The organism is Hymenobacter convexus (assembly GCF_030580955.1).
Taxonomy (GTDB): domain Bacteria; phylum Bacteroidota; class Bacteroidia; order Cytophagales; family Hymenobacteraceae; genus Hymenobacter.
The window spans coordinates 316,585-341,590 of record NZ_JAUQON010000001.1 but is presented as its reverse complement, the minus strand read 5'-3'; the positions used below and the strand labels follow the sequence as shown (position 1 = coordinate 341,590).

Below are 25,006 nucleotides of genomic sequence, written 5' to 3'. Positions count from 1 at the left end.
CAAAGCCGGTGGGCTTTTCGTATTTTAGCACCTTATGCCACAATCTCATAAGCTTGGGGGGCGTCGGGGCCGGCTCGGAGGGCTGGGAAGAACGTTGATGCAGTTTCTGCTGGGCGCGGGCCTGCTGCTGGCCAGCCTGCTGGGGCTGAGTCTGCCAGCCATGGCCGCGCCCGAAGACACGCTGGTCGTGAATCCTTCTCAGCCGGCCCTGTATCTCGACGAGAATTATTACAGCATGCTGGAAGACCCCTCCGGCCGGCTCACCGTGGCCGAAGTGCAGTCGCCGGCCTGGAGCCGCCGCTTTGTGCAGATGCGGGGCTCGGGGCATCCGCCCAACATCAACCGCACGCACAGCACCTACTGGCTGCGCATCACGGTGCGCCATGCGCCCACCGAAACGGCGGCCTGGTACCTGGAGCTATACGACTCGCACATTGGACAGGCCGTGTTTTTCCGGCCGCGGCCCGGCCTGGCTGCTGGCTACGACAGCGTGGTGACGGGTGCCAACCTGCCATTTGCCACCCGCCCGCATCCTTATAAAAACTTCCTGTTCGACATTCCGCCCCGGCCTGGCCAAACGGCCACCTACTACCTGCGCCTGCACTCCGACACCCGTACCAGCTTCCGGGCCATGCTGCACAGCAGCGCCGGGCTGATACCGGAGCTGTCGGTGCAGTACTGGCTACTGGGCGTATTCTACGGCATCCTGGTCATCATGCTGCTGTACAACCTAATACTCTTCTTCTTTTTGAAGGAGCAGACCTATCTATCCTACGTGCTTTATGTGCTCAGCGGCACACTGCTGTTTCTTACTGAGGATGGTCTGGGGTTTCAATACCTGTGGTCAGACTGGCCCGAGTTCAACCATTTCATCGGCGCGGCAGCACCGGTACTGCTGCTCATCACCTTTGCGGTGTATGCCAGTGGCTTTCTCGATATGGCCTCGCGCCTGCCTGCCCTGCACCGCCTGGGCCGCTGGGTGGTAGGGCTGAGCACGGCCCTGCTGGTGCTCGATGCGGCCGTGGTGCACTCGGGCTTCAGCTTCTGGCTGTATCTGCTGCCGTACGGTCTGCTATACTACTCGGCGTTCTGCGCCTACCGCAACGGGCTGCGGCCGGCGCGCTACCTGCTGCTGGCCCAGGCGCTGGTGGCCAGCAGTCTCACGTTCCTCATCATGCGCAAGCTGGGCATCGACTTCTACAACAACGCCTACACGGTGTACAGCCTGTATGCGGCTTTTGTGGCCGAAGTAGTGATTCTAAGCTATGCGCTGGGCGAAAAGCTGAAGGGCTTGATGGACACCACCCTGCTCACTCAGCACCGCCTGCTGAAGCAGCTCCGCAAAAAGCACCAGGCCCAGGACCGCCTGGTGGAGCAAATGCGCGAAAACCAAGAGCTGAAAGACCGGCTCAACACCGAATTGGAGGCTTTGGTGGCCCAACGCACCGCTGAGCTGCGCCGCCAGAACGAAACTGTGGCAACCCAGAACCGGGAGCTGCTGGAAGCCAACGGCCTGTTGGCCCTACAGTCGGCGGCCATCGAGAAGCTCAACAACGAGCTCAGCCGCGACCTGCACGCCGAGAAAGCCGCCCGCATCGAAGCCCGGGAAGTCGACTTTGGCGAATTCAGCCAGATTTACCCCGACAAAGACGCTTGCCTGCGCTACCTGGCCGACCTGAAGTGGGCCCACGGCGGCTACCGCTGCCGCAAGTGCGGCCACGAAAAAAGCTGCGAAGCCCGCGAGCCGCACGCCCGCCGCTGCACCCGCTGTCGCTACGTGGAGTCGGCCACCGCAGGCACGCTATTGCAAAAGTGCAAGTTTTCTATTGTGAAGGCCATGTACGCCGTATTCCTGCTTCATGCCCACAAGGGCAACTACTCCTCTTCAGAGTTGGCGAGAGTTCTGGAACTCCGCCAGGCCACTGGCTGGGCTTTCGCGCAAAAGGTGCTGGCCGCGCTCCAACGCCGCCGCCAGGCGAGCGACTACGAAGACGGAGAAGCGTGGTCCCATTTATTGCTGGATGCTACTGCAGAAGCCGAAATAACTGAGGCCGAAACGGTGGAAACCGGCAGATAATTTCCCGGATTTAATCCGGCAACGTTTGCGGACTCAGGGTAAGTGAGCTAAATGGCTTTAGCACCTATTTAGCCCTTAAACGTTATGAAACTGGAATACTCAATGGCTGGAAATGATTTTTTTTTCATTTCCAGCCATTTTTTTTCGTTGTTTTTTAGCTTGAAGGCGCAGAACATGAAAAGGCATCCGCGGAATAGCTCAGGGCAGAATATAGCTTTTTTACGTGTGAAGCAAGCGTATAACCCCTGGGTGGTTTAACCGAAAAAACGGCGAAATCAGCGCACTGAGGCATTTTTCGAGCTTGCGTTTGCTCAACACACCTCTATACATTTGGGCATCCCATCCCACCTGATGTCCGTGTTTCGCTCTTTTATAAGCGTCTTTTCGACTGGCTGCTTCCGCCTTTTGGAGGGCATAGTTCCACGTCCTGCCAGCTGCCGAAAATTGCTGCTGATGCTCCCGCTTTTGGCAGCCTGCCAACGCGGGGCAGTGCTTACCACTTCTGTATCTCCGGCAGTAGTAGCACCGGTTCAAAGTAAGCCTGCTACCACAGTGCCAATGTTAAGCCCACGGGTGCAGCAACTGTTGGCACAGATGACGCTGGAGGAGAAAATCGGGCAGATGACTCAGCTCAACCTTTCGGCCATCAATACGACGGGTGACAACAAGGATGTGCTGCTCGACTCGGCCAAAGCCACCGCGTTAGTCCGGAATTTTCATATTGGCTCGTTCATCAACGGGGAAGCCGTGCCAGCTGCGCAATGGGTGCGCTACTGCGCGGCCCTGCAGCGCATTGCCCTGCGCGAGTCGCGGCTGCACATCCCCATGATTTACGGCATCGACCACATGCACGGGGCCAGCTACGTGAGTGGCACCGCCATTTTCCCGCACAACCTCAACCTGGGCGCCACCTTCAACCCCGAGCTGGCCCGCCTCACGGCCCGCGCTACCGTGCTGGAGTCGGCCGACCTGGGCCACGCCTGGGTGTTTGCGCCAAACCTGGACCTGGGGGTGAATACCTACTGGCCCCGGCTGTATGAAACTTACGGCGAAGACCCGCTGGTGGCCGCAACTATGGGCGCGGCTTTTGTGCGGGAGATGCAGACTAACAGCGAGATAGCGCCCTACAAAGTAGCGGCCTGCGCCAAGCACTTCATCGGCTATTCGGACCCGCGCAATGGCTGGGACCGCAACAACGCCTTAATCTCCGACCAGCGGCTGCAGGAGTTCTTTCGACCTTCGTTCCAGGCAGCAATCGATTCCGGAGTTGAGAGTGTGATGGTCAACTCTGGGGAGATTAACGGCGAGGCCGTGCACGCCTCCCGCGCCATTCTCACCGACCTGCTGCGGCGGCAGATGGGTTTCAAGGGCGTGGTGGTGACAGACTGGGAGGACATCAACCGGCTGGTGAAGGTGCAGAAGATTGCGCCAAACGAGAAAGAAGCCACCTGGATGGCCGTGGACGCGGGCATCGACGTGGCCATGACGCCCTACACCACCAACTTCTGCCGCTTGGTGAAGGAGCTGGTGCAGGAGGGCCGCCTCACACCTGCGCGCATCGAACAATCGGCGGGGCGGGTGCTGCAGATGAAGGACGAAATCGGCCTTTTCGAGAACCCCATGCCGCGCGCCGACCGCCTAGCCCGGGTGGGCGACCCGGCCTTGCGCGCCCAAGCCGTGGCGGCGGCCCGGGAGTCGCTGGTGCTGCTCAAGAACCAGCGCAACGTGCTGCCGCTGGCGCCGGCCCACGTGAAGCGCCTGCTGGTGCTGGGGCCGTCGGCTGAGTCGCGCGCCAACCTGTGCGGCGGCTGGACGCTGGCCTGGCAGGGCCGCCCCGAAGAAGCCTACCCCAAGGACGTGCCCACGCTGGTGGAAGCCTTGCGCAAAGAATACCCCGGCGCCATCATCGAAACGCTGCCCTACCGCAATGCTGCCGGCAAACTCCTGCCAGTCAATATTTTATCTGCGGCCAAGCAGGCCGATGCGGTGGTTTTGGCCTTGGGCGAGCGGCCTTACACAGAGGTGCTGGGCAATACCTCAGACCTGACCCTGCCCGACGACCAGCAGCAGCTGGCGCGCGCTGCCCAGGCCAGCGGCAAGCCCACGGTGCTGGTGATAATCGGCGGGCGGCCGAGCATCATTCGGAACGTGGAGGCGGGTAGTTCGGCCATCATCTGGGCGGGGCTGCCGGGCTATGGCGGCGGCACGGCGCTGGCCGAGGTCATCAGCGGGCGGACCAATCCGAGCGGGAAGCTACCTTTTACGTACCCACAATTTGCTGGGCACGTCACCAATTACCACCACGACAACAACGAGAACAGCCTCGACCTGATTGACTTTGCCGGGGGCTTTGGGCAATTTCAGCCTAAATACAAAGCCTCCATGCTCACCGAGTTTGGTGAGGGGCTGAGCTATACCTCTTACACCTACTCGGGGCTGGCGCTGAGCGACTCGGTGCTAACCGGCACGGCCGGCAAGCTGCGCGCCACGGTGCGCGTGGCCAACACCGGCCAGCGCGCCGGGCAGGAAGCGGTGCTGTGGTTTCTCACCGATGAGGTGGGGCGCATTGCGCGGCCGGTGCGCCTGCTCAGGCATTTTGAAAAACAACCCTTTGCGCCGGGCCAGTCGCGCGAAATGGCCTTCACCATCGACCCGCTGCGCGACCTGAGCTACCCCGACGGGCAGGGCCGACCACAGCTCGAAGACGGCTGGTACACCCTGCGCGTGGGCTCGCAAATGGCGCGGTTTCGCTACGCGGGCCGGGCGGCGGGCGGCGTGAGCTCGGCTGCATCGGGTTCAACTAATTAGCCAGGAATAAACTCCTGTTTTTCTGCGAATTGCCTTTTGATTTCAAGCATTTTTCCCACCCACTTCAGAAAACTCACTATGAAGCGAGATGTATACATGAATGCGCTGCTCCGCCGCACGGCGGTGATGCTGGCCTGCGGCATGCCCGCGCTGGCCACCAGCGCACCGGCCGTGGCAGCGGCCCGGCCGCACATCCGGCCTGTAGCCGATGTGCCCGTGAGCGGGCGCGTGACCGGGCCCGACGGGGCCGGCCTGCCCGGCGTGACGGTGCTGGTGCGCGGTACGACTATGGGCACCAGCACCAACTCCGACGGCGCTTTTAGCCTGACGGCGCCCGAAGGCAGCACGCTGGTGTTCAGCTTTGTGGGCTACACCACCCAGACGGTGGCGGTGAGCAGCAGCAATGCCGGCGCCCTCAACGTGGCGCTGGTGGAAGACGCCCAGAAGCTGAACGAAGTGGTGGTGGTGGGCTACGGCACCCAGCAGCGCGGCAGCGTGACGGGCGCAGTGTCGTCGGTGACGGCGCGCGAGATTGCCTCGCAGCCGGTGGCCGATGCCACGCAGGCCTTGCAGGGCCGCGCGGCCGGCGTGCAGGTGACCTCGAACGGCGGCGCGCCGGGCGGGGCGGCGGGCACGTCCATTCGGGTGCGCGGCATCACGTCGGCGGGCAATAACAACCCGCTTTATGTGGTGGACGGCTTTCCGCTGCCCGACAACGGCAGCGAAAACCAGCTGAATGCCATCAGCCCGAACGACATTGAAACCATTGACATTCTGAAGGATGCTTCGGCTACCGCCATCTACGGCGTGCGGGCGGCAAACGGCGTGGTCATCATCACCACGAAGCGCGGCAAGGCCGGCACATCGGGCATTACTTTGGACGGCTACCGCGGGGTGCAGCAGGTGTGGCGCAAGCTCGACCTGCTGAACGCGACCGAATACGCCACCATCAACAACGAAAACCGCATTGCCGCCGGCCAGCCCATTGTGGTGGACCGGCTGCGCAACCCCTCGGCGCTGGGCGAAGGCACCAACTGGCAGGACGAGGTGTTCCGCCGGGCGGCCATTCAAAACTACTCGCTGTCGGCCACGGGCGGCTCGGACAAGGCGCGGTACGCCGTGTCGGCCAGCTACTTCCAGCAGGACGGCACCATTGTGGGCTCGCGCTTCGAGCGGTTTACGTTGCGGGCCAACGGCGATGTGCAGGTGAACAAGATTCTGAAAATCGGCAACAGCATCTCGCTCACCAGCCTGAACGACCGGCAGATTACCTCCAACAGCGGCGAGTACGGCACGGTGCAGCAAACGCTGCGCATGATTCCGATAGTGCCCGTGTACCGGCCCGACGGCTACTACTATGAGCCGCGCGGCCAGCAGGACAACTTCGTGGAGGAAAACCCCATTGTGGCCGCCACGCTGAACAACCAGAAGTTTACCCGCAACCGGGCCCTCACCACTTTCTACGCCGAGCTGGAGCCGGTGAAGGGCCTGCGCTTCCGCACCAACGTGGGCGCCGACCTGATTTTTGATAACTACAACTCGTTCCGGCCCACGGTGCCCGAGCTGCGCGTGGGCACCGACGTGTACTCGACCCGCTACAACCTGGCGGGCGCCTCGGCCACGTCGGCCTACACGCCGAGCTACCTCATTGAGAACACCGCTACCTACGAGCGGCTGCTGGGCGGCAAGCACCAGCTGACGGTGCTGCTGGGCCAGTCGGCGCAGGCCTTCAACTACAGCAACGTGGAGGCCTACCGCACGGGCTACCTGCGCAATGATTTGCAGGTGATTAACACCGGACCGCTGAATACGTCGCTGGCCAATGCCGGCATCATCAACCCGACCTCGCACTTGGCCAGCTACTTTGCGCGCTTGAACTACGAGTTTGCGGGCAAGTATTTGCTGCAACTGGTAGCTCGCTACGACGGCTCGGGCAACTTCCCGCCCGGCCAGCAGTTCGGCTTCTTCCCCGGCATTTCGGCCGGCTGGCGCATCTCGGAAGAGGAATTCCTCAAGGGCAACCCGGTTATCAGCAACCTGAAGCTGCGCGCAGGCTACGGCAAGGTGGGCAACCCCAACAACGCCGGCCGCTTCGCCTACCTCTACTCGGTGAACTCGGCCATTCAGTACCCGTTTGGGGCGGCGGGCACCATCCAGACGGGTGCCGCGCCCACGCGCCTGGCCAACCCCGACCTGCGTTGGGAAACCAACAACCAAACCAACGTCGGCATTGACGTAGGCTTCCTGCAGAACCGCTTCGAGGCCACCATCGACCTGTACGACCGCACCTCGCCGAACCTGATTGCGCCGGTGCCGGTGTCGCTGGTGTCGGGCACTTACGAGAGCGTGAACCGCAACGCCGCCTCGGCCTACAACCGCGGCGTGGACTTCACCTTCACCTCGCACAACTTCCAGGGCGGGGCCACGGGCTTCAACTGGACCACCAACCTGACGCTGTCGGCCTACAAAACCCGGCTGTCGTCGCTCGGCGCCGGCAAGCCTTACGACGGTCTGAGCGCCCTGAGCGGCGTGATTGTGCGCTACGACGCCGGCCAGCCGTTCGGTGCGTTCTACGGCCTGGTGGCCGACGGCCTGTTCCAGACGGCCGAGGACATCCGCAACCACGCCACCCAGAGCGGTGCGGCCCCCGGCGACATCCGCTTCAAGGACCTGAACAACGACGGAGTCATCAACGCCGACGACCGCACCTTCATCGGCGACCCCAACCCCAAGTTCATCTACGGCCTGAACAACACGTTCAGCTTCGCGGGCTTCGATTTGAACGTGTTTCTGCAGGGTTCGCAGGGCAATAAAATCTACGACCAGAACCGCTACCTGCTCGAAAGCGCCCTCTACGGCAACAGCAACGGCAGCACCCGCGTGCTGGCCCGCTGGACCGGCCCGGGCACCAGCAACGACGTGCCCCGCGCCATTGCCGGCGACCCCAACGGCAACCTGCGCGTGAGCAGCTACTACGTGGAAGACGGCTCCTACATGCGCATCAAAACCCTCACGCTGGGCTACACCATCCCCACTACGGTGCTCAACCGCATTGCCGCCAAGCAACTGCGCGTGTACGTGACGGCCCAAAACCTGCTCACCCTCACCAAATATTCGGGCTTCGACCCGGAGGTGGGCTCGCGCGGCGTCGACCTCGGCATCTACCCCCAGGCCCGCGTGTTCCTGGCCGGCCTCAACCTGGGTTTCTAACCTTTTAAAATCTCACCTTCGATGTTCACCATCACTCCCAAATTCACCGGCGCCGCCCTGCTCCTCGCCCTGGGCCTGCTCTCCGGCTGCGGCAAAGCGTTTCTGGACGAAACCCCGACCGACCAGGTAACGGACGCCAATTTTTACAAAACTTCCAACGACGCCATTCAGGCCGTAAACGCCATTTACAGCGAGCTGGGCAAGGGCGGGCAGTACAACTACGCCCTCTGGGGCATCGGCGACATCGGCTCCGACCTCTCGACCACGGGCGGCGGCGGCGGCGGCGACGGCCTGGAGCAGCAGCAGCTCGACAACTTCAACATCCCGGCCACCAACCCGCTCACCACGCGCCTGTGGGGCGGCTGCTACATCGGCATCGGGCGGGCCAACATTGTGCTGCAGAAAGTGCCAGCCATGTCCATCGACCCGGCCATTCAGCGCCGCAGCATCGGCGAGGCCGAGTTTTTGCGGGCCAAGTATTACTTCGATTTGGTGCGGGCCTACGGCGACGTGCCGCTGCTCACCACCCCGCCCACCACGCTGGAGCAGGTGAACATTCCGCGCACCCCGGTGGCGCAGGTGTACGCCCAGATTGAGAAGGATTTGCTCGACGCCATCACCAAGCTCGATGGCTCCTACACCGGCGACGACCTGGGCCGGGCCACCAAGTGGGCCGCCACCGGCCTGCTGGCCAAGGTATACCTGACGGAAGGCAAGCTGCCCGAAGCCGCCACCCAGGCCCGTAGCGTCATCAGCGGCAGCGGCAAAGTGCTGTGGCCCAGCTACGCCGACAACTTCAAGGTAGCCAACGAAAACGGCCAGGAGTCGCTGTTTGAGGTGCAGTACGTGGCCGGCCGCAACCAATACACCTTCGACGGGCTGGGCTTTGTGGGCAACGAGTTTATGGGCCCGCGCGGCCAGGGCATTGTGCCCCAGGGCGGCTACGGCTTCAACATTCCCGAGCCCGACTTCGTGGCGGGCTACGAAGCCGGCGACCTGCGCCGCGACGTGACCATCTGGAAGCCCGGCGACGTGTACCCCGACGGCCGCACCCAGCCCACTTCGCTGCCCGGCTCGCCCAACGGCTACGGCGTGAAGAAGTGGTTTGTGGGCAAGGTGAACACCAACATCTGGGACTCGGAGCTAAACATTCCGGTGCTGCGCCTGGCCGAAGTATACCTCATTCTGGCTGAGGCCGTGGGCCCGACGGCCGAAGGCCTGGAAGCCATCAACAAGGTGCGCCGCCGCTCGTTCGGCCTGCCCGTGGGCACGGCTTCGGCCACCCGCGACATTGCCGCCAGCATCAGCGCCGCGGCCTTTAAAACGGCCGTGTGGCGCGAGCGCAAATACGAGCTGGCCTTCGAGAACGACCGGTGGTTCGACATGAAGCGCACCGGCGAGCTGCTCACCTCGCCCCAGCTCGTGGCCAAGGGCGTGAAGCCCTTCAACGTGCTGCTGCCCATTCCGCAGTCGGAGCGCGACGTGAACCCGGGCCTGACCCAAAACCCCGGCTACTAAGGCCGGCATCCTCCTCACTTCCTCTTTGATATTCCCATGAAAAACCTTGTTCGCGCCGCCGCTTTGGCATTGCTTGCGGCGCCGCTTGTGCTCTCGTCGTCCTGCAAAAAGGACGAATACGCGCTGGAAGGCGCCGTGCCGGCCTCCGACTTCACCTACACCCTGAACACCGTGGGCCTGACCACCACGGCCACCTTCACGGCCACCAACACCGACGGCTACTTATATCAGTGGAATTTTGGCGACGGCACCATTGCCTCGGGCCCCACGGCCACGCACGTGTACAGCAGCAGCGGCACCGTGAAGGCCCAGCTCGTGACCATCTACCGCGGCGGCAACAGCTTCTCGGCGCAGAAAGACGTGACCCTGCCCTCGACCAGCGCGCTGGTGAAGGCCTACCTCACGGGCACCACCTCTAAAACCTGGAAGCTGGACAACAGCGTGGCCGCCGCCATTGTGGTGGGCCCCGATGATGCCAACCCCACGCAGTACTACGCCGGCGGCGCAGCGGGCAGCCTGCCCGCCTGCCAGGCCGACGACGAGTACACCTTTTCGGCCAGCAACACGTTCACCTACGACGCCAAGGGCCAGACCTTCGTGGCCGGCGGCGCCTGCGACACCCCGCGCAACGTGAGCACACCCTTCACCTTTGGCAACGCCACCGGTGCCGGCCTGGCCCAGATTACGCTGGCCAGCGCCACGCCCCGCCCCTTCATCGGGGTCACCGATGCGCCGGATTTGATTTACCGCGTCATCGCCATCGATGCCCAGCGCATGACCTTGCGCGCCGGCAGCCCCACGGCCGGGGTGGTGTTCACCATGAAAATGATTGTGAAGTAGCAATCCTGCTGCGTTCGTTTTTTCCGTTTTTTATGTCCTTCCTTTCTTTTCACGGTTTGCCGCCTCAGCGGCTCGGTGCTGGCCTCGTGCTGGCGCTGAGCTTGCTGGGCTGCACCGAAAGCTCAAGCAAATTCGTGCCCGCACCCGTCACGCCGCCCGTGCCGGTGGTGAACGAGGAGGCCCGCAACTTCGCCGACTACTCCAACCTGGTGTGGAACGACGAGTTCGACGGCACCAGCCTCGACGCCACCAAGTGGACCTACGACCTGGGCGGCGGCGGCTGGGGCAACAACGAGCTCGAAACCTACACCAACTCGACCGACAACGTGTACCTGAGCGGCGGCAACCTGGTGATTAAGGCCATCAAGACCACGCCCACCGGCAATTCCTACACCTCGGGCCGCATCCTGACCAAGGGCAAAAAGACGTTCCAGTTTGGCCGCCTCGATGTGCGGGCGCAGGTGCCCACCGGCAAAGGCGTGTGGCCAGCCATCTGGATGCTGGGGGCCGACATCGACCAGAACAACTGGCCGGTGTGCGGCGAAATCGACATCATGGAAGTGCGCGGCAGCAATTCGCGCCAGTTCCTGTCCACCATGCACTTTGGCAACAACGGCGCCGACCACCGCTACAAGGGCGTCACCCAGGCGCAGCCCTATGACCTGGCGGCCGGCTTTCACATCTACTCGGTGGTGCGGAGCAAGGACCTGCTGCGCTTTTACATCGACAGCCAGCTGTACTACACCTTCACGGCCAGCGACGCCAATCCGTTTCCGTTCAACAACCCCTTTTTCACGATTCTGAACGTGGCCGTGGGCGGCGATTTCGACGGCAACCCCGATGCCACCACCGTCTTCCCGCAAATGATGCAGGTCGACTACGTGCGCTTTTACCAATACAACTGATTACAATGGAGCAGGCCCACCGGCTTGCTCATTACCAATCCGGTCGGGACTTGGTGGGAATTTCGACCCGCCGGATAGGGTGGCGGCTGCGCTCGGCTCGGACAGGCCGCGTGTGGCTGCCCCCGATGGTATTTCCTGACACCCACCGTGTGCCCACCCCGGCCGCTGGCCGGTACCTTTCGCTATGATTTCCATCTTTCTTTCCGGCCTCTTATGGCTGGGCCCTTCCGAACTACCGGCCGCCGCGCCGCCCGCCAAGCCGCGCTATACCTTCACCAAGCTGGTGTGGAGCGACGAGTTCAACTACACCGGCCTGCCCGACTCGACGAAGTGGACCTACGACGTGGGCGGCAGCGGCTGGGGCAACAAGGAGGAGCAGTACTACACCCGCCGGCGCCTCCAAAACGCCCGCGTGGAAGGCGGCCACCTGATAGTGGAAGCCCGCAAGGAGGCGCTGGTAGCGGCCAACCCCTACACCTCCGCCCGCCTGCTCTCGCGCGGCCCCGGCGGCAGCCAGACCTATGGCCGCATCGAGGTGCGAGCCAAAATTCCGGCCGGGCGCGGCACCTGGCCCGCCATCTGGATGCTGCCCGACCAGAACACCTACGGCAACAAAGGCTGGCCCGACAACGGCGAAATCGACATTATGGAGCACGTGGGCTACGACCCCAACGTGATTCACGCCACCACGCACTGCAAGGCCTACTACTTCCGCATCAACAACCAGAAAACTGGCATCACCAAGCTGCCCGACGCCACCACGGCCTTCCACACCTACGCCATTGAGTGGACGCCGGAAACCATCACGGCCGACATCGACGGCGAGCTGTATTTCGCCACCCGCAACGAGCGCACCGGCTGGGAAGCCTGGCCCTGGGACAAGCCCTTCCACCTGCTGCTGAACGTGGCCGTGGGCGGCGAGTGGGGCGGCCAGAAAGGCATCGACGAAGCCGCCTTCCCCCAGCAGATGGTAGTGGATTACGTGCGGTTTTATGCCATGAAAAAGAACTAACGAAGTGCCACACCCCCGGCCCCTCTCCCAAAGAGAGGGGAGCCTGACGGTTCCGAACCAAGCATTTCCGGTGCCCCCTCTCCCTGAGGAGAGAGGGTCAGGGGGTGAGGCGCTACGTCAGAGCATCCTACATATCATCCCCCCTACGCCGACGGATTGGTGAGACTCCGCCCGGTGTTGCCGATGCCGCGCTAATGGACAAGCCGGCATTTTAGTGAAGGAACGGGCCCGCTGGATTTGTTGGTGAGCCCCAGTCCGGCCCGTTCCTTCTGCGGCATCTGGCGCCTATTCCTGCCCTCCGACTTTCCTTCTTTTATGAGCAAATCCTCTTCCATTTTCCGGCGCATGGCCTTGGGCGCCGTGCTGGGCTTAGCCGCCAGCTCCGCCGCCACCGCCCAGCGCCTGGGCCTTGAGCTGCGCGTCGATTCCCTCCTCAAAGCCATGAGCACCGAGGAAAAGCTGGCCCAGCTGACCAAAAACACCTTCATGACCACGCCCGACAATGCCCGGCTCAAAATTCCCGGCTTTGTGATGGACGACGGCCCCCACGGCGTGCGCTTCCAGAAAGCCATTGCCTGGCCCACCGGCATGGGCATGGTTTCGACCTGGAACCGCGGCCTAGCCGAACGGGTGGGCGAGGCCATGGGCACCGAGTTCTGGGCTTTTGGCAAGCAGCAGCAGCTGGGCCCGTGCATCGATTTGACGCAGGACCCGCGCGGCGGCCGCAGCGCCGAAAGCGGCGGCGAAGACCCTTACCTCATTGGTCAGGTGCAGTCGCACGTGGCCAAGGGCATCCAGAAAACGCCGGTGATGGCCACCGTGAAGCACTTCATGATTGAGGGCAAACAGGCCACGCGCCACTCGCGCAACGAGCTGTTCACCGACCGCGGCGTGATGGAGCACTACGGTTACCACTTCCGCACCGTGGTGCAGGAAGGGGCGGTGCTGAGCGTGATGTCGGCCTACAACCTCATCAACGGCGAGCACGCTGCCGAAAGCCCGTATTTGCTGAACACGGTGCTGCGTGAGCGGTGGGGCTTCCCGTTCTACGTGGTGTCGGACTGGGACGCGGTGCATGACACGAAGAAGGCCATTCTGGCCGGCAACGACGTGTGCATGGGCTCCGACGACTACCTCAAGGACCTGCCCGGCCTGGTGGCCAGCGGCGCCGTGCCGATGACGGCCATCGATGCGGCCGTGCGCAACGTGCTGCGCACCAAAATTATGGTCGGCCTGCTCGACTACTACCCCAAAGGCAGCAAGGCCGATGCCAACACGCCGGCCCACACCAAGCTCAACCAGCAGGCGGCCCGCGAGTCCATTATTCTGCTCAAAAACGCGGGCAATATTCTCCCCTTAAAAAAGGCCGCCGTGAAGCGCATCGCCCTCATCGGCCCCAACGCCGACAAGGGCAACCTGAACTGCTACGGCAGCTCCGAAACCAGCCCGCCTTACTCCGTGAGTCTGAAACAGGGCTTGGAAACTAAGCTGGGCGTCGATAAAATCTCCTTCCTGAAAGGCTGCGACATGAACAGCGCCGACACCAGCGGCTTCAAAATGGCGCGCGAGCTGGCCCGGAAGTCGGACGTGGTGATTTTCGCCGCCGGCCTCGACAGCACCCAGGAGGGCGAGCAGTACAACTCGGGCCACGACCGCGCCAACAACTCCGTCACGCTGCCCGGCCAGCAACAGGCCCTCATCATGGCCCTGGCCAAAGCCAACCCCAACGTGGTGGTGGTGGTGCAGAGTGGCGGCGTGGCGGCCCTGCACGAAAGCCTGCCCCGCATGAAAGGCCTGCTTTACAGCTTCTACGCCGGCCAGGAAGCCGGCACCGCGCTGGCCGATGTGCTGCTGGGCGACTACAACCCCGCCGGCCGCATGCCCGTGAGCATGCCCACCGGCGACAGCCAGCTCCCCGCCTGGAGCGACGACCTGCGCGACGCCAACGCCGTGGGCTACCGCATGTACGACCAGAAAGGCATGAAGCCGGAGTTCGCCTTCGGCGCGGGCCTGAGCTACACCACGTTCCAGTACAGCAACCTGCAAAAGCCCAAGGCGCCCGTGGCCGTCGGCGCGCCCGTCACCATTAGCGTGGACGTGACGAATACCGGCACGATGGCCGGCGACGAAGTGGTGCAACTCTACCTCAGCGACAAGTCCGCGAAGGTAGCCATGCCGGTGAAGCAGCTCAAAGGCTTCGAGCGCATCAACCTGGCCCCGAAGCAGAAGAAGACGGTCACCTTCACCCTTTCGGCCGAGGACTTCTATTTCTGGAACGAGCAAACCAAAGCCTACGAAGTGCACCCCGGCGCCTACACGTTCAACGTGGGCAGCGCCTCAGATAAGCTGCCCCTGGGCGGTGCCTTCACGCTGCAAGCCGGCGCCGCCAAGCCCGATTTGAAGGTAACGCAGGTGTTCACGGTGCCGCGCTACCCCCGGCCCGGCCAGGCCGTGACCTTCTATGCCATGGTGAAGAACATGGGCACCGCACCAGTGCCCACCGGCAGCCAGCTGGGCGTAAATTTCACCATCGACAAAGTTGCTGTAGGCAGCCTGCAGGGCCTTGCGCGGCCGCTGCTGCCCGGCCAGGCCCGCCTGCTGCCCGCCACCACCAACAACTGGAAACCCACCGCCAGCGGCACCTTCACCGTGGGCGCCGTGGTTGATGGCAGCAACGCCATCAGTGAGTGGCTGGAAAGCAACAACAGCTTCAGCCGGCCGATTAAAGTGTATTAGGGCTGACAGGCGCCTCACCCCCGGCCCCGGTTCGCTTGAAGCGCGAAGCCTCAGGGAGAGGGGAGCCTGTCGATTTGCGTATGAAGTATAACCGGTGCCCCCTCTCCCTGAGGAGAGGGGGTCAGGGGGTGAGGCGCCCCGCCAGAACGTTCTGGGTCTATCAACGGCCAGCGACGGAAAAACTCCGCGCAGCTACGCCCCGCCCGTATCTTTGGCAACGGCCGCGCCTCGTGGCGCGGGCTTCCTGTTGCGCATGCTTTCGGCTCCTTCTCTCCAACGTCTGTTCGGCATCAAAGCCAGCGAAACCCGCACGGTGGGGCTGTTTTTGCTGCACAATTTCCTGCTCGGCATCGGCTCGGTGCTGGTGTACGTGGCGGCCAACGTGCTGCTGTTGGAGCACGAGCCCGAACTAAGCCTGCCCCTGGGCTATTTGGCCGGCGCCGCCGCCATGATGGCGGTGGGTAAAATTTACACCTACTTCGAGCACCACCTGTTGCTGAAAAAGCTAGCCGTGCGCGTGCTGCTGGCCGTGGTGGCCCTTACGGGAGTGGTGGGCGCGCTGGTAGTATTCGGTCATTCGGTGGCGGCGGCCGTGGCCATCATGGCTGGCTACCGGGTCATTTATCTGCTGACCAATCTGGAGTTCTGGGGGGTATCGGCGGTGGTATTTGATGTGCGGCAGAGCAAGCGCCTGTTCAGCGTCATCAGCTCGGGCGACATGCCGGCCAAGGCCCTGGGGGCCCTGCTGGCGGCCCTCATCCACGGCGATGCCCAGCTGCCGGTGCTGCTGGGCGTGTCATTTGTGGCGTATCTGGCGGCGCTGTTTGCCTTGCGCGCCACGCTCAGTTCGCACGTGGTAGAGGCCGCCGCCCGGCCGGTGCGCCGGCCGCAGCGCGCGCCGGGCCAGTTGGCGCAGCAGCTGTTTGGCGGCAGCGAGCTGGTGCTGGCCATGTGCCTGAGCTTGCTGGCCATCGGGGCGGTACTCACGGGTGTTGAATATATGTTTTTCCTCAACGTGAAGCACAAGTTTCACGCTTCGGAAGACGTGATGCGTTCGGTGGGCTGGGTGCTGGGCGGCACCTACCTGGCGGCCATGTTTTTCAAGCTGCTGGTGAGCCGGCAGGCCCTGGAGCGCTACGGCGTGCAATGGTCGCTGCGGCTGCTGCCGGTGGTGGCGCTGCTGGCGCTCACCGTTTTCGGGGGCTTGCAGGCCACGGGCGCTTACTCCCAAACCGGGCAGCTGGCCTTCTATTGCGGCCTCTACCTGCTGCTGGAAGTACTCCGTCGCACCGTGTTCGACCCAGTGTTTCTGGTGTTGTTTCAGCCCCTAGCCCCGCAGCAAAGGCTAGCGGCCCACACGCTGGCCAAGGGTTTTTACGAGCCGCTGGGCATGGGCCTCACGGGCTTGTTATTCTTCACGTTCCGCTACGCCGGCTGGCTGAGCGGGGCGGCGCCGTTTGTTTGGATGGGGGCTTTGCTGTTGCTGGCACTGTTGTTTCTGGGCCGCACCTACCGCAGCTATCTGGCCGAATTGAAGGAAGGCCTGGGCCGACGCTTCGCCGAAACCGCCGAGCTGGCCCTGCCCGATGCCGCCCGCCAGGTGGTGCTCAGCCATCTGCAAAGCGCCCATCCTTTGGAGGTTCTGAATGCCATGAGCTGGCTGCACCAGCGCGAGCCGCAGGCCCTGGCCAGCCACGCCCCCGCCCTGCTCCAGCACCCCGACGAACGGGTGCGCCTAGCCCTGTTGGCCACGCCCGAAGTGCGCCCCCTGCCCCTCGACACCCTGCAGCAGCTGGCCCACCACGACCCCGCCCCGGCCGTGCGCGAAGCTGCCGCGCGCGAATTTGCCGCCGCCGCGCCCGATGTGCCCCCCCTCGCCGCCCTGCTCGAAAGCAACGACCTGGCCGTGCGCCAGGGTGCCCTGCGCGGCAGCCTCGAAACCGCCCCGCAGCACACCGCTGCTCGGGCCAACCTGCGGGAGCTGGCCGCCACGCCGGCCACCCACCGCGCGGCGCTGACCCTGCTGGCTTTCTTCCCGCTCGATGTGCAGATTGAGCTGGTCGAACGCAGCCTGAGTGGCTCCGATACCGCCGAAGCCCAGGCGGCACTTACGGCCATTGGCACGGTGGGGCACACCGCGCTGGCGCAGTACCTCCTGCATTCTTTGGGCGATAAACAGCGCTGGCAGCCCGCCGCCGACAGTTTGGTGGCGCTGGGCCCGGCCGTGGTGCCGCTGGTGCGCGAAGCCTTGCTGCGCGACCCCGGCAATGCCATCACGCACCGCCTCACCACGGTGCTCGAACGCCTCGACGCCCCTGCCAGTCGCGCCGCTCTCATCGAACTCGCCCAACGGCCCAACCTGTTTTCCCGGTTGGTAGCACTGCGGGCGCTGCGCCGGTTTCCGGCGCATTCCACCGAAATCCCGCTTTTCGAGCGGCTGCTACGCGAAGAATTCGGCTTGGCGGCGCAGTTGCTGCGCGGCCTTGTGGCAACTCCGCAACCCGCTTTGCACGCGGCCGTGCTCTACGAGTTTGACCTGTTGCACCAGCGCATTTTCGGCCTGCTGGCCCAGCTCTACGATGCCGAATTGGTGGCCACGGCCCAACGCAACGTGGCCCACGCCGCCCGCGAGCGCCAGGCCAACGCCCTCGAAATCCTCGACAACCTGATTCCCAGAGCCATATACCAAGGCCTGCAAACCCTGCTCGACGACTCCCCAGTAGCCGAGAAAGCCCGCATTTTCGCCGCTCTCACCACGGCTGGCGTAGCCACCCACGCCCACCACCTGGCGCCGGCCGGCCCGGCAGCCGCGGCGGGCAGCGCAATCGCCACGCCATCACTAACCGCGCCCCCTACCACCGCCGACGAGCCCCTGCCCACCCTGCTGCTCCGCCGCGGCCAGGCTGCCTTCACCACCTGGACGCTGAGCGTGGCCCTGCGCCACTGGCAGCCCACCGAGCCCGACGCCGAAGCCCTGCTCCGCCCCTACCTGCACTCGCCCAACGCGCTGCTAGTGGAAAGCGCGCAGCTGGCGGGCCGCGCCCTGGCCGCCCACACCGGCCGCCCGCTATCCATTTCGCCCCTCCAACCTGCCCCTATGAGCCACGCTGCTGCTTCCGAAACCCGCGTATCTGCCCTGGAGCGCGTGGTGGTGCTCAAAAGCACCGCCTTGTTTGCCCACACGCCCGAAAACGTGCTGAGCAGCATCGTGCCCATCATGAAGGAAGTGACGTTTCACGAGGGCGAGGAGATTTTTGCCAAGGGCGATATCGGCACCTCCCTCTTCATCCTGCACGACGGGCAGGTGGGCATCTTCAATGGCGAGCAGCAACTGGCCACCTTCGGCCCCGGCGACTTTTTCGGCGAGTTGGCTCTACTCGATGCCGAGCCCCGCTCCGCATCGGCGGCGGCGCTGAGCCAAGTGCTGGCCTTCCGCATCGACCAGGAAGATTTCTACGACGTGATGGAGGAGCGCGCCGAAGTGCTGCGCAACATCCTGCGCATGCTCTGCCAACGCATTCGCACCCAGAACGAGAAGATGCGCGAGCTGGCGGGGTAGAACAATCAGGCAAGCAAAAGCAAAGTAGAACAGTCATGCTGAGCGCAGCCGAAGCATCTCTACCGCAAGAGTAAATTCAATTACTGCTGCGGTAGAGATGCTTCGGCTGCGCTCAGCATGACCGTTTTTTATCCTTGAAGCGAATCTACACTTACTCCACCACCTCGTAAATCTTCACGGGCAACGCCTTATTTTTCAGCGTCACTTCGCTCACGAACTGGCAGTGGAACGACTCTTTCACGCGCTCGTAAACGGCTTCGCTGATGATAATCTGGCCGGCTTTGGCGGCCGACTGCAGGCGTTGCGACATGTTCACCACGTCGCCAATCACAGTGTAATCCAGCCGCTTGAGGGAAGCCGAACCGATGTTGCCGGACACTACTTCGCCGGTGTTCACGCCGATGCTCACCTCGGGGCGGTAGTCGAAGCCGGCGGGCAGCGGAGTTTGATTATTCTTCAGGGCGGTGCGGGCCGAGAGGGCGGCATCAATGGCGCGGTCGAGGTGGTGCTCACCGCGGAAAACGGCCATCACAGCATCGCCCATGAACTTATCGACGTGGCCGCCTTGCGCGATTACCTCCTTCACAATCAGGTCGAAATAGGTATTGAGCAGGCTCACCACGTCGGTGGGCGCCAGCTTTTCGGCCAGCGCCGTGAAGCCGCAGATGTCGAGGAAAACCACGGTGGCTTCCACGGTTTCGGAGGCCAGCAGGCGGTTCTCGAAATCGGGCCGGGTCATGAAGTTGAGCACCGTTTCATCGACGTACATCTTCAGGATGTTGTTTTCCTGGATGGCGCGCAGGGTGTCACGCAGTTGGCGCACCTGGTCGGCGGTTTTCTCGATGGTGACTTCCAGGTCGGTAAAGTCCACGGGCTTCACCACGAAGTCGAAGGCGCCGCGGTTCATGGCGGTGCGCAGGTTGCCCAAGTCGCCGTAGGCCGACACGATGACCGTTTTCATGGCCGGGTGCTCGCTGTGGGTGTGCGTGAGCAAGGTCAGGCCGTCCATCACGGGCATGTTGATGTCGGAGAGGATGATGTCCGTGTCCGGGTGCTCGCCGATGCGCGTCAGGGCCTCCTCGCCGTTGGTGGCGAAAACGAATTCGTAGGCATTCTCCCGAATCTTGCGTCTGAATTTCTGTTTTATCAGCAGTTCCAGGTCGGTTTCGTCGTCGACCACCAGAATTTTCGTTTTCATAGAACTGATTGTAGTAGAATACCTTGACAAGCAGAATTTGCAAGCACGTCATGCAGAGCGCCGCGAAGCATCTCGCGTGCTTCAACTAATTACTGGTAGCACGCGAGATGCTTCGCGGCGCTCTGCATGACGGCCCAAAGCTCACGACGGCAGCAAATGTGCTAATTTTTCTTTGAGTACGGCAAAATCAACCGGCTTGGTCAGAAAATCGTTGGCCCCCAGCGCCATGGCTTTGCGGTAGCTGTCGTCGTCGCCGTAGGCCGTAATCATCATCATAGTGGTGGGCGGCATCTCGAACTCTTCCTTCACGTGGCTCAGCAAGTCGAGCCCGCTCATGCCAGGCATGTTGATATCGGAGAGAATGATGAGCACCTCGGAATGATGTGCGCGCAGGTATTCCAGCGCCTCCTCGCCCGAAAACGCGAAGCTGAAGGTCCATTCGCCGCTCCGGATTTCGCGCCGGAAGCGCTGCTGAAACAAGTCGCGCACGTCGGTTTCGTCGTCGACTACCAGGATTTGCATGGGTAGATTTTTTATCGGATTTGAGGAAGCCAAAGGTAAAGCCCGGGCTACTTAAGCCGGCAGCGTCACCACAAATTCGGTGCCTTCGCCTTCCGTGCTTTCCACCGTCAGGGTACCGCCGTGGCCGGTGGTCACAATGTCGTGGCTCAGCGAGAGGCCCAGGCCCGTGCCCTCGCCCACGGGCTTGGTGGTGAAGAAGGGCTGGAAAATTTTCGCCTTGATATCGTCCGGAATACCCACGCCGTTGTCCCGCACCCGGATTTCGACGCCGCCCGGCACGGTCTGGGTAGTCACGCTCACCCGGGGCTGGTAGGCGGGTTCGGCACCTTGCCGCTGGCGCTGCTGCACGGCATGGAAAGCGTTAGTGAACAAGTTGATGAGCACCCGGCCCAGATCCTGCGCCACGGCCGGCACCTGAGGCACCGCAACATCGAACCGGGTATCGAGTTCGGCGCTGAATTCCTTGTCTTTGGTGCGCAGGCCCTGGTAGGCCAGGCGCAGGCTTTCGTCCACCAGGGCGTTGAGGTCGGTGGGCACGCGCTGGCTGGTGCCGCTGCGCGAGTGCTCCAGCATGCCCTTGATGATGGACGTGGCCCGCTGCCCGTGCTGGCTGATTTTCTGAAGGTTCAGCTTCAGGCCGGCTAATATTTCCTGTTCTAGGCCGGAGTTGCGCGCCGCGCCGGGCTGCTCGCCGGTGATTTCGTCCACGAGGTCGGTGCTCACTTCGGCAAAATTCTTCACGAAATTCAGCGGATTTTGGAGCTCGTGGGCAATGCCGGCCGTGAGCTCGCCCAGAAACGCCATTTTCTCGCGCTGCACCAACTGGTCCTGCGCGGTTTTGAGCTCGGCCAGCGACTGTTCGAGGGCTTCGCGGGCGCGCTCCTGCTGGCGGGCGTGGCGGCCCAGCAGCAGTGCCAGCGCCAGCAGCACCACCACGCCGGCCACCAGGGCATAGGTGCGGTAGCGGGCCTTGAGGGCGGCCTGGGCCGCGGCGGCTTCTTGGGTGCGCTGCTGCTCGCGGTAGTTGAGGCTTTGCAGGCGCATCACTTTTTCCTGTCCGAACAGCGTGTCCTGCATGATAATCTTCAGGCTCTGGTACTTGAGGGCGCTGTCGGCGTTGTGGCGGTCTTTGAAATCCTGGGTGAGCAGGGTGCTGGCGTTGAGCACGCCGCGCAAAAAGCCGTTGGTTTGGGCGGCCTGGCAGCCCAGGCGGGCGTAGTAAATGCTGGAATCGGATTGGCCCTGCTGCTGGTAGAGCGTGGCCAGGCCCACGTAGGAAAAGTTGAGGCTGCGCAGGTGCTGCACCTGCTTCGACTCGGCAATGCTGGCCCGGTAGAACGCTTTGGCCTGGGCCGTGCGGCCCTGTTTGCGGGCCACGTTGCCGAGGCCGTAGAGAATGTAATTAGTGGGCGTGTGCAGACGCCGGGCCAGGGTGTAGGCGCGCTCTTGGAAAATGCGGGCCGAATCGAGCTGGTTGAACAGGTCGTAGGCCAGCCCGATGTTGCTGAGCTCGATGACCACCCGGCGGTCGTCGCGCAACTCTTCGCCCAGGCGCAGGGCCCGGAAATAGTAGGCCAGCCCTTGGCGCTGGTCGCGCAGGTACACGTAGATGATGCCGATGCTGCGCAGGTTCTGGGCGGCCAGGGCGCGGTCGTGGGTGGCTTCGGCAATGCGCAGCGACTTCTGAAACACCTCCAGCGCGCGGGCCAGGTTGCTCTCGCGCAGGGCAGCGCCCAGGCGGTTCAGGGCCTCGCCCTCGCCGTGGCGGTAGCCGATGCGGCGGGCCAGGTTCAGGGCCTTGTAGGCGTACACGGCGGCCGAGTCGGTGCGCTGCGTCCAGAGCTGGTCGCTGAGCTGGCAGAGCAGCAGCACCTGGTCGTAGTTGGTTTGGGGCAGCGAGAGCAGGTGGCGCAGGCTGTCCACGGCGCGGCTTTGGGCGTGTTGCGGCGCCTGCACGGGCAATGCGCGCGCCCAGACCCGGGCCGGCCCCACCAGCAGGCAGCACGCCAGTAGCAGGCGCAGCCAGCCAAGCTTAGTCAATGCTGCAGAAAAGAGCGTAAAGATTTTGTGCAAGAAACGACGTTTGAACGCTGACAAAGAGTGAGCACATTCCAAATCTGAGAAGCACCACCGGGCTTGCGCCGCATTGCCCGCTCTCCTTTGCAGGAGGCAGACGGAGGGCCACCTTTTCCGATTAAAAACGGCCAAATTGCCCGCTGGCTAAGAATGCATTGCGGATTTGACCAGCCCAAACCTCAACCGACAAGCAAGCTGATAAGTTACCCCAAAAAAGACCGGCTTAATTAAATGGCAAGCTAATCAGAAACTCGGTGAAATTCCCCGCCGGAGACTCAACCGTGAGCCGGCCGCCGTGGCCCTGGGTGATGATGTCGTAGCTCAGCGACAAGCCCAGGCCCGTGCCCTCGCCCGTGGGTTTGGTGGTGAAAAAGGGCTGGAAAATCTTGGCCTGCACCTCGGCCGGCATGCCGGTGCCGTTATCTGCCACGCAGATTTCGACCTGGTGGCCGGTGTGCTTGGTGCTCACGCGAACGGTGGGCGCGTAGCCGGTTTCGCCGGTTTGCTGGCGCTTCTGCACGGCGTAGAAGGCGTTGCCGAACAAGTTGAGCAGCACCCGGCCCACGTCGGCCCCTACCACCGGAACCCGGGGCAAATCCAGGGCGAAGTCCGTTTCCAGCGCGGCGTTGAAACTCTTGTCGTTGGCGCGCAGGCCTTGGTAGGCTAGGCGCAAGTACTCCTCGCACAAGCGGTTCACGTCGGCGGGGGCGCGCTCGCCGGTGCTCGTGCGGCTGTGTTCCAACATGCCGCGTACGATGGCCGCCGCCCGCCGGCCGTGGTGGCTGATTTTGCCCAAGTTCTGCCGCAGGTCGCCCACCAGCTCGGCTTCCAAATCGGCGTCGCGAATGAGCTTGGCCTGCTCCTCTTCCAATTCTGCCAGCAGTTCGGTGCTCACTTCGGCGAAGTTGTTGACGAAGTTCAAGGGGTTCTGAATCTCGTGAGCGATGCCGGCCGTGAGCTCGCCAAGTGAGGCCATCTTCTCCTTCTGGATGAGCTGGGCCTGCGTGGCCTGTAGTTCCGTCAGGGAAGCGTCGAGTTGGTCGCGCTGGGTTTGCAGCTCACCGCGCTGGGCCGTCACGGCCGCGTTGAGCTGGCTGAGCTGCTCGTTGGCCCGCTGCTGGCGGCGGTTGGCGCGCCAGAGCACGAAGCCCAGACCAGCCAGCAGCGCCAGCACGGCCAGCGCAGCAAACAGTAGCAGGCGCTGGCGCCGGGCGGCGTCGGCTTGCAGCTGCTGGTTGCGGGTGAGCAGGCCGATTCGGCTCTTTTGCCGGGCCATGTCGTCGGCGAAGCGGGCGGCCGTGGCCTGGCGGGTGGTGGCCTCGCTGTTGAGCGAGTCGCGCAGGCCGGCGTAGCGGCGCTGGTAGGCGTAGGCGGGGCCGTACTGCCGGAGCTGGGCGTAGGCCTGGGCCAGCAGCAGCACGGCGTCGCGCAGCGTCTCCTTTTCCTGCATGGCTTTCTCCTGGACGGCTTGCCGGCCGTAGTACACGGCGCTGTCGGGCCGGTTGGTGCGCAGAAAATATTGCCCCAGTGTGGTGCAAACCCAGGCCCGGTAGATGTTTCGAGTTTGGTTGACTTCGCGCAGCACCTGCCGGGCGTAGGGCAAGGCCAGGGGGCTGTGTTGACGCTCGTAAGTATCGGCCACCCGCACTTTAACCAGCAGCTCCACACTGGTGCCCCGGGCCAGGCGCAGCGCCCGCTCATAGCCCGCCAGCGCCAGGGCGTAGCGCCCCGAGAACCGGTCGCAGTCGGCCAAGCCGGTCAGGGCCGTGGATACCCAACGGGTGCGCTGCGTGGTGTCGGACAGGGCGCGGGCGCGGGACAGCTCCTGCCGGTAGGAGGCGCGGGCCTGCTCGTAGTCGTCCAGGTAGATGTACACGTCGCCGATGGACTCCAGGGCCCGCACTTCCTCCAGCAAGAGGCCGGCACGGCGGGCTACCGGCAGCACCCTCGAGGCGGCCTGCAGGGCCTGGTAGTTGTCGTGTAGCACCAGGTTGAAGTAGCGGTGCTCGCTCAAGTATTCCTGCGCCAGCAGCGCGGGCTTCCCTGTGGCCCGGGCCGCGGCCCGGGCCCGCAGCAGGTAGGGCAGCCCCTCCTTACCGGGGGAATAATTGGCCAGGGCCGAGAGCACATACACCGATATGCGCTTGTCGGCGCTGCGCGCGGCCAGCGGCAGGGCCTGCCGGAGCAGTGCCAGGTCGGGCGGGGTGCCCCGGCGAAAGCCGACGCCGACGCGCCGCAGCATCGCCCTGGCCTGCCCGTCGGGGAAGTTGAGCTGCCGGGAGAGCAGCAGCGCCTGCTGAACCAACGAATCCAGCCGGTCGGGCGGCAGCAGGCTATACGTCACTTCCTCCAACCGGAGCAGGAGGCGCACGCGGGCGGTGTCGGGCTGCGGGTGCTCGCGCAGCGCCTGCCACAGTTGCGGCGGGGTGGGCGGTGCGGCGGCCGGCCGGGGCTGGGCCGGGCTGGGCGTGTGCGCCATCAGCAGCAGAAGAATCGATAGCAGCCAGCGGGCGCTGCCAAGCCCGGAAACGAGAGTGGAATGCAT

At 63.6% G+C, this 25,006-nt stretch carries 13 protein-coding genes; 9 read left to right on the top strand and 4 right to left on the bottom strand.

Going from position 1 to position 25,006, the window contains the following annotated elements; translation table 11 throughout:
- Nucleotides 1–34: 34 nt before the first annotated feature.
- From Q4S41_RS01335 to Q4S41_RS01295, 9 genes are all read left to right on the top strand, one after another.
- Nucleotides 35–2,077 carry a 7TM diverse intracellular signaling domain-containing protein gene (locus Q4S41_RS01335; RefSeq protein ID WP_305029331.1) on the top strand — a complete coding sequence of 681 codons (2,043 nt, stop codon included), beginning with the start codon at nt 35–37 and terminating at the stop codon, nt 2,075–2,077.
- A 558-nt stretch (nt 2,078–2,635) separates the two neighbouring features.
- A complete protein-coding gene (locus tag Q4S41_RS01330; protein WP_305029330.1) occupies nt 2,636–4,885 on the top strand; it encodes a beta-glucosidase in 2,250 nt (749 codons plus the stop codon).
- Between the two features lie 78 nt (nt 4,886–4,963).
- The gene (locus tag Q4S41_RS01325; RefSeq protein WP_305029329.1) at nt 4,964–8,095 is read left to right on the top strand and encodes a SusC/RagA family TonB-linked outer membrane protein; all 3,132 of its coding nucleotides are present in this window, start codon (nt 4,964–4,966) and stop codon (nt 8,093–8,095) included.
- Nucleotides 8,096–8,116: 21 nt separating this feature from the next.
- Nucleotides 8,117–9,613 carry a RagB/SusD family nutrient uptake outer membrane protein gene (locus Q4S41_RS01320; RefSeq protein WP_305029328.1) on the top strand — a complete coding sequence of 499 codons (1,497 nt, stop codon included), beginning with the start codon at nt 8,117–8,119 and terminating at the stop codon, nt 9,611–9,613.
- Nucleotides 9,614–9,649: 36 nt separating this feature from the next.
- Nucleotides 9,650–10,453, top strand: coding sequence for a PKD domain-containing protein (locus tag Q4S41_RS01315; protein WP_305029327.1), 804 nt, complete (start codon nt 9,650–9,652; stop codon nt 10,451–10,453).
- Between the two features lie 32 nt (nt 10,454–10,485).
- Nucleotides 10,486–11,358: a glycoside hydrolase family 16 protein gene (locus tag Q4S41_RS01310; protein WP_305029326.1), complete on the top strand. Its 873-nt coding sequence runs from the start codon at nt 10,486–10,488 to the stop codon at nt 11,356–11,358.
- A 184-nt stretch (nt 11,359–11,542) separates the two neighbouring features.
- Nucleotides 11,543–12,370, top strand: a complete 828-nt coding sequence (locus Q4S41_RS01305; RefSeq protein WP_305029325.1) for a glycoside hydrolase family 16 protein — start codon at nt 11,543–11,545, stop codon at nt 12,368–12,370.
- Nucleotides 12,371–12,685: 315 nt separating this feature from the next.
- Nucleotides 12,686–15,106 (top strand): glycoside hydrolase family 3 C-terminal domain-containing protein, encoded by a 2,421-nt coding sequence (locus Q4S41_RS01300; RefSeq protein ID WP_305029324.1) that lies wholly within the window; start codon nt 12,686–12,688, stop codon nt 15,104–15,106.
- Between the two features lie 253 nt (nt 15,107–15,359).
- Nucleotides 15,360–18,665 carry a cyclic nucleotide-binding domain-containing protein gene (locus tag Q4S41_RS01295; RefSeq protein ID WP_305029323.1) on the top strand — a complete coding sequence of 1,102 codons (3,306 nt, stop codon included), beginning with the start codon at nt 15,360–15,362 and terminating at the stop codon, nt 18,663–18,665.
- 151 nt (nt 18,666–18,816) lie between these two features.
- Here Q4S41_RS01295 and Q4S41_RS01290 read toward each other — a convergent pair whose 3' ends face one another.
- From Q4S41_RS01290 to Q4S41_RS01275, 4 genes are all read right to left on the bottom strand, one after another.
- Complete coding sequence (locus tag Q4S41_RS01290; protein WP_305029322.1) at nt 18,817–19,863, bottom strand: adenylate/guanylate cyclase domain-containing protein; 1,047 nt, start codon at nt 19,861–19,863, stop codon at nt 18,817–18,819.
- 141 nt (nt 19,864–20,004) lie between these two features.
- A complete protein-coding gene (locus Q4S41_RS01285) occupies nt 20,005–20,385 on the bottom strand; it encodes a response regulator (RefSeq protein WP_305009961.1) in 381 nt (126 codons plus the stop codon).
- 51 nt (nt 20,386–20,436) lie between these two features.
- Nucleotides 20,437–22,425, bottom strand: coding sequence for an ATP-binding protein (locus tag Q4S41_RS01280; RefSeq protein WP_305029321.1), 1,989 nt, complete (start codon nt 22,423–22,425; stop codon nt 20,437–20,439).
- Between the two features lie 259 nt (nt 22,426–22,684).
- Nucleotides 22,685–25,006: a tetratricopeptide repeat-containing sensor histidine kinase gene (locus tag Q4S41_RS01275; RefSeq protein WP_305029320.1), complete on the bottom strand. Its 2,322-nt coding sequence runs from the start codon at nt 25,004–25,006 to the stop codon at nt 22,685–22,687.

Excerpts from the sequence above, each read along its gene's own strand:
- Q4S41_RS01290 (WP_305029322.1), bottom strand. The coding sequence starts at position 19,863 with ATGAAAACGAAAATTCTGGTGGTCGACGACGAAACCGACCTGGAACTG.
- Q4S41_RS01285 (WP_305009961.1), bottom strand. The coding sequence starts at position 20,385 with ATGCAAATCCTGGTAGTCGACGACGAAACCGACGTGCGCGACTTGTTT.
- Q4S41_RS01295 (WP_305029323.1), top strand. The coding sequence starts at position 15,360 with ATGCTTTCGGCTCCTTCTCTCCAACGTCTGTTCGGCATCAAAGCCAGC.
- Q4S41_RS01325 (WP_305029329.1), top strand. The coding sequence starts at position 4,964 with ATGAAGCGAGATGTATACATGAATGCGCTGCTCCGCCGCACGGCGGTG.
- Q4S41_RS01315 (WP_305029327.1), top strand. The coding sequence starts at position 9,650 with ATGAAAAACCTTGTTCGCGCCGCCGCTTTGGCATTGCTTGCGGCGCCG.
- Q4S41_RS01300 (WP_305029324.1), top strand. The coding sequence starts at position 12,686 with ATGAGCAAATCCTCTTCCATTTTCCGGCGCATGGCCTTGGGCGCCGTG.
- Q4S41_RS01305 (WP_305029325.1), top strand. The coding sequence starts at position 11,543 with ATGATTTCCATCTTTCTTTCCGGCCTCTTATGGCTGGGCCCTTCCGAA.
- Q4S41_RS01275 (WP_305029320.1), bottom strand. The coding sequence starts at position 25,006 with ATGCATTCCACTCTCGTTTCCGGGCTTGGCAGCGCCCGCTGGCTGCTA.
- Q4S41_RS01310 (WP_305029326.1), top strand. The coding sequence starts at position 10,486 with ATGTCCTTCCTTTCTTTTCACGGTTTGCCGCCTCAGCGGCTCGGTGCT.
- Q4S41_RS01320 (WP_305029328.1), top strand. The coding sequence starts at position 8,117 with ATGTTCACCATCACTCCCAAATTCACCGGCGCCGCCCTGCTCCTCGCC.
- Q4S41_RS01330 (WP_305029330.1), top strand. The coding sequence starts at position 2,636 with ATGTTAAGCCCACGGGTGCAGCAACTGTTGGCACAGATGACGCTGGAG.
- Q4S41_RS01335 (WP_305029331.1), top strand. The coding sequence starts at position 35 with ATGCCACAATCTCATAAGCTTGGGGGGCGTCGGGGCCGGCTCGGAGGG.